A 5000-nucleotide genomic window follows, 5' to 3' on the forward strand; every position below is an offset into this window, starting at 1 on the left:
GGGTGGAGGCTGTGTGAAAAGAGCGTCTGGTGATTAGGCCGGCCTGACATCGCGGAAGGTTGCCCTGAGGTTTTGCAGGACACGCGGGTCGTTGGTGGCGACCTCGTAGAAGCTGCTGTCGATGGCGCGCACGATAAACACGGGCACTGTAGCGCTCGCATCCGCGTAAGCCTGAAACTCGCCCCAGATGACCTGCTTGGTTCCGTTGGCGAGGTCTCGCAGCCGATCTCCCTTGATCCGCCTACCGGAGGTCGCAAGCTCTTCGAGACGTCCGGCCTGTTCGCYCGTCGCATCGAAAGCCGCATCGTATGCAGCGACACCGCTCATCGTCCATGAGCATGCGATGGCCTGCGCTCCGAGCGCTGACAGGATATGACGCAGGTCAAAATCAAGCATGCTGTCAGTCGTGTCGTATATGCGAACGATGTGCATCGTCGATCTTCTTGTTCAAGGTTCGATCTCATTATGATAGTCTTTCGCCCGAGGCGGGAGATAAAAGATGGCACGCTTTGTCCAAGCAGCAGACCGTGATCAGGTCACGTTGCTTCCTGCCTGTCTGGACGATTACGTCGCCCAGGATAACCCGACCCGCGTCGTCGATGTGTTCGTCAACGAGCTCGATCTCACGGCCCTCGGCTTTGCCGGCGTGACGCCCGCCGCCACCGGTCGACCGGGCTATCATCCCGCGACGCTGTTGAAGCTCTACCTGTACGGCTACATGAACCAGATCCCCTCCAGCCGACGCTTGGAACGGGAGGCCGGCCGTAATGTCGAGTTGATGTGGCTGATCGGCCGCCTCGCACCCGACTTCAAGACGATCGCGGACTTCCGGCGCGAGAACGGGGACGCGCTTCGCGCGACCTGCCGGCACTTCGTGATGCTCTGCCGACAGGTCGGTCTCCTGGCCGGAGGCGTCGTGGCCGTCGACGGCAGCCGGTTCAAGGCCGTGAACACGCGCGACCGGAACTTCACCCCGGCCGCGGTCCGCAGACGCATCGAGCAGGTCGAGACGAGCATCGTGCGCTACCTCGCGGCCCTCGATACCGCCGACCGTCAGGAGGCCGAGGTGACGGAGCTTCGAACCCCGCGCCTGAAGGAGCGGCTCGCCGCACTCCGGGATCGGCTGCGCGTGCTGCAGGCGATGGAGACGCTCGTCGAGGCCGCGCCGGACCGACAGATCTCGCTGACCGACCCCGATGCGCGGGCCATGGCGACGAACGGCAAGGGCACCGGGCTCGTCGGCTACAACGTTCAGGCAGCGGTGGACACGAAGCATCACCTCGTCGTCGCCCATGAAGTGACCAACGTCGGCCACGACCGCACCCAGCTCGCCAATATCGCGGGGCAAGCTCAGGCCGCCGCGGGCGAGGAAGCCATCCAGGTCCTGGCGGATCGGGGCTACTTCTCCGGTGAGGAGATCCTGGCCTGCGACCGGGCGGGGATCGCGGTCACCCTGCCAAAGCCGATGACGTCCGGTGCGAAGGCCGAGGGCCGATTCGGCAAGCAGGACTTTGTCTACCAGGCGAGCGACGACACCTATCGCTGCCCGGGGGACCAGACGCTGACCTATCGCTTCGAGAGCATCGAGAACGGGATGACCCTACGGCGATACTGGACGTCGGCCTGTTCGAATTGCCCGATCAAGACCTCCTGCACGCCCGCCGAGCAGCGTCGCATCACGCGTTGGGAACACGAGCATGTGCTGGAAGCCGTCCAGCGCCGGCTCGACGAGAACCCGAACGCGATGCGTGATCGCCGTCRGACGGTCGAGCACGTCTTCGGCACCCTGAAAGCCTGGATGGGAGCGACCCACTTCCTGACCCGGGGACTGAGGAACGTGGCCGGTGAGATGAGCCTGCAGGTTCTCGCCTACAACATGAAGCGGGTGATCGCGATCCTCGGTGCCGGCCCGCTCATCGCCGCCATCCGAGGCTGAAAGCCCGGTCCCTTTGGGCCTTGCGCTGTCAGGTCCGTCAAATCCGCAAAAGCGTTCTCACACAGCCTCGGNCCGCTCATCGCCGCCATCCGAGGCTGAAAGCCCGGTCCCTTTGGGCCTTGCGCTGTCAGGTCCGTCAAATCCGCAAAAGCGTTCTCACACAGCCTCGGCGGGGAGCGGACCTTGGTCTTTCGCCCTCAACCGGACGTTCGGTGTTCGACTCACCTTCGCCTTAGCTGCAGGTCCGTAGCGTCCTCGGAAGCGGACGTTTACGGGTTCGGCGATATGTAACATCGCGGTTCGCATGATCGCGTTCATGGTTCGGCAAGCCCAGAAATAGTCTTCCCGCCTCCGATCAGAAATAACTGGTCGGTTTAATCCCTAACTTGACGCAAATTTATGTAGTAATTTAGCGACAGCCTAATTTGCAACAGTCAATATTGCGACAATAACCAAAGTTATTATAAATTTTTATTCAATATCATCATCGTGAACTGAAACCTCCATGGTTAACCATGCGTATACGTGTCGCCGCGAACCTGTGAGCCGCATTTGCATCTCAGGCTGCGAGCAAGGGAGACGACGCAATGGCTACGATCAATGGCGATAACGGCGACAATTTCCTGACTGGCACCGAGGAAGAAGACATCATCAATGGCCGCGGTGGCAACGATACGATCGACTCGGTCGATCGCCCCGCAAACATATTCGCAGGATCCATCGATCCCAGACGCGATGAAGTTTACGCCGGGTCCGGAGACGACACCGTCACGGGCGGAAAGCTCGATCGGCTGATCGGCGGCGACGGCAACGATTTCCTGTCGGTGAACTTTAATTTCAACGGTCCGGTCGTTGGCTCGGGAACACCCATCACCCTGACGTTGAACGAGAACGGCACCGGCCGGGCGTCCGACGGCACCGTCATCAAGGGCTTTGAAGCGGTGAACTTCAACCTGTCCGATACGGGCGATAACGTCGTCGATACGGGCAATGTCCGGGCGCAGTTGGCCGGTGGAAACGGAAACGACACGCTCACCACCGGATCCGCAGACGATGTCGTCTATGGCGGTGGCGGTAATAACGTCATCTCGACGGGCGGCGGCAACGACACGATCGGCGGCGGCTCCGGGATCGACACCGTCTTCGGTGGTGACGGCGACGACACCTTCGGCGTCAATGTCTCCACCGATGGCAGTGACCAGGTGAATCTTGGTGACGGCAATGACACCGTCCGGTTCGATCGCGTCGATGGTGGTGCCGGCAACGTTCGCCTGACCTTCACCTCGGCCGAGGTGGGCAACGGCAATACCAACGATGCCGGCAGCCTGACCAACCAGGATGGCGGGCTCGCCGTCCGCGTACAGGCGGAGGATGCCGACGGAAACCTGACCGGGCCCATCTCGCGCTACGACGATGAAGGCATCACCTTCGTGGCCGGAACGCAGGGCATCACCTTCGACGTGCGTGACCTTGTCTCGGGAACTCAGCGCGGCAATACGTTCGAAGGCGTCGTGCTCGGGACCAACGGTGACGATGCGCTGACGTTCTTCCCGCCCTTCCGCGCCGGACAGGATTTCTACTACAACGCGGGCCAGGGTGACGACACGATCACCGCCGGAACCGGTAACGACTTCCTCGTCGGCGGTGCCGGCAACGACACCATGATCGGTGGCCTCGGCAACGATAGCTACGTCGTCGACTCGCTTGGCGACACAGTGGTTGAAGGCGTCGATGGGGGCACCGACACTATTCTATCCGCCATCAGCTACACTCTGTCCGACACCGTCGAAAACCTCACCCTCATGGGCACCGGCGCCATCGACGGAACCGGCAACGCCCTCGACAACAGCATCACCGGCAATATCGCCGACAACCGGCTGGACGGCGGAGCCGGGAACGATCGTCTCACCGGTGGCGGCGGAAGCGATGTCCTCCAAGGAGGCATCGGCGACGATGTCATGCAGGGTGGTGCGGGCGACGACGTCTACGCCGTGGATGGAGCAGGAGATCAGGTTATCGAGCTGGCAGGCGAGGGCAACGATACCGTTCGCTCGTCCGTGAGCTACACCTTGTCGGACAACGTCGAGAACCTCGTCCTCAGGGAAGACGGCGATCTGAACGGTGCCGGCAATGACCTCGACAATCGCATCACCGGCAACGACGGCGACAATCGTCTGAGCGGCGGCGCCGGAGACGATTCACTCGTGGGTCGCGACGGCGACGACACGTTGCTGGGTGGTACGGGAGCCGACGCTATGATCGGCGGCACTGGGAGCGATACCTACATCATCGACAACGCTGGCGATCGTGTCATCGAACAACCGGGCGAAGGCTTCGACACCATTCGATCCACCGTCAGCCACACGATGGAAGCCAATACCGAAAAGCTCGTGCTCTCCGGCACCGATGATCTGACTGCCAACGGCAATGAAATCAGGAACCAGATCTACGGCAATGACGGCGACAACACGATCTACGGCGACGACGGCCGTGATCTCCTTTTCGGCCGAGATGGTGCCGACACCTTCGTGTTCAAGGCCGTCACCGACAGTGACGTCGCGGTGTCAGGACGCGACATCATCAAGGACTTCGACTTCGCCGAGGGCGATCGCATCGACCTCAGTGGGATCGACGCGGACTTCGGACAGGCCGGGGACCAGGGCTTCCAGTTCATTGGAACAGACGCCTTCTCGGGTCAGGCAGGCGAGCTGCGGACGAAGTTCGGTGGTGGCAACACCCTTCTCCAGGGTGACACGAACGGAGATGGAGCGGCTGACTTCGCCGTTCTCCTCCAGGGCCAGCAGACCTTGGATAACGGGTCGTTCGTCGTCTGACGTTCAATGACATCTTCAGAAGGGCTGCCTGCCGGCAGCCCTTCTTTCTGTCCGCAAAACGACCGAAAGCCTGCCAGGTTGGCTAGGTCTCGTGCGGTTAGCGTGCACAAGGCCGCTCGCGCCTGGAAACGCTGTCCGGTTCCCAAAGGTCAAGAAAACGTTCGTGCCGGGACGCTCCTCCTGCGCATCGCGAGGGACCGCCGCGAACGAGCTTCGTATCTTTCACAACA

Annotated in this window: 3 protein-coding genes; 2 read left to right on the forward strand and 1 reads right to left on the reverse strand. The window is 61.7% G+C overall.

What is annotated here, in order from left to right:
* Positions 1-33 precede the first annotated feature (33 nt).
* Positions 34-432, reverse strand: coding sequence for a hypothetical protein (locus tag ASF26_RS00005; RefSeq protein ID WP_056247763.1), 399 nt, complete (start codon positions 430-432; stop codon positions 34-36).
* 67 nt (positions 433-499) lie between these two features.
* Between ASF26_RS00005 and ASF26_RS00010 the strand changes: the two genes are divergently transcribed.
* Positions 500-1936: an IS1182 family transposase gene (locus ASF26_RS00010; RefSeq protein ID WP_056247766.1), complete on the forward strand. Its 1437-nt coding sequence runs from the start codon at positions 500-502 to the stop codon at positions 1934-1936.
* A 587-nt stretch (positions 1937-2523) separates the two neighbouring features.
* On the forward strand, positions 2524-4770 hold the full coding sequence (locus tag ASF26_RS00015; RefSeq protein WP_056247768.1) for a calcium-binding protein: 2247 nt from the start codon (positions 2524-2526) through the stop codon (positions 4768-4770).
* Positions 4771-5000: the final 230 nt, after the last annotated feature.

The organism is Methylobacterium sp. Leaf93 (genome assembly GCF_001422345.1).
GTDB lineage: Bacteria > Pseudomonadota > Alphaproteobacteria > Rhizobiales > Beijerinckiaceae > Methylobacterium > Methylobacterium bullatum.

What these genes read in the sequence shown, in the direction of transcription:
- ASF26_RS00015 (WP_056247768.1), top strand. Translation starts at nt 2,524, where the DNA reads ATGGCTACGATCAATGGCGATAACGGCGACAATTTCCTGACTGGCACC.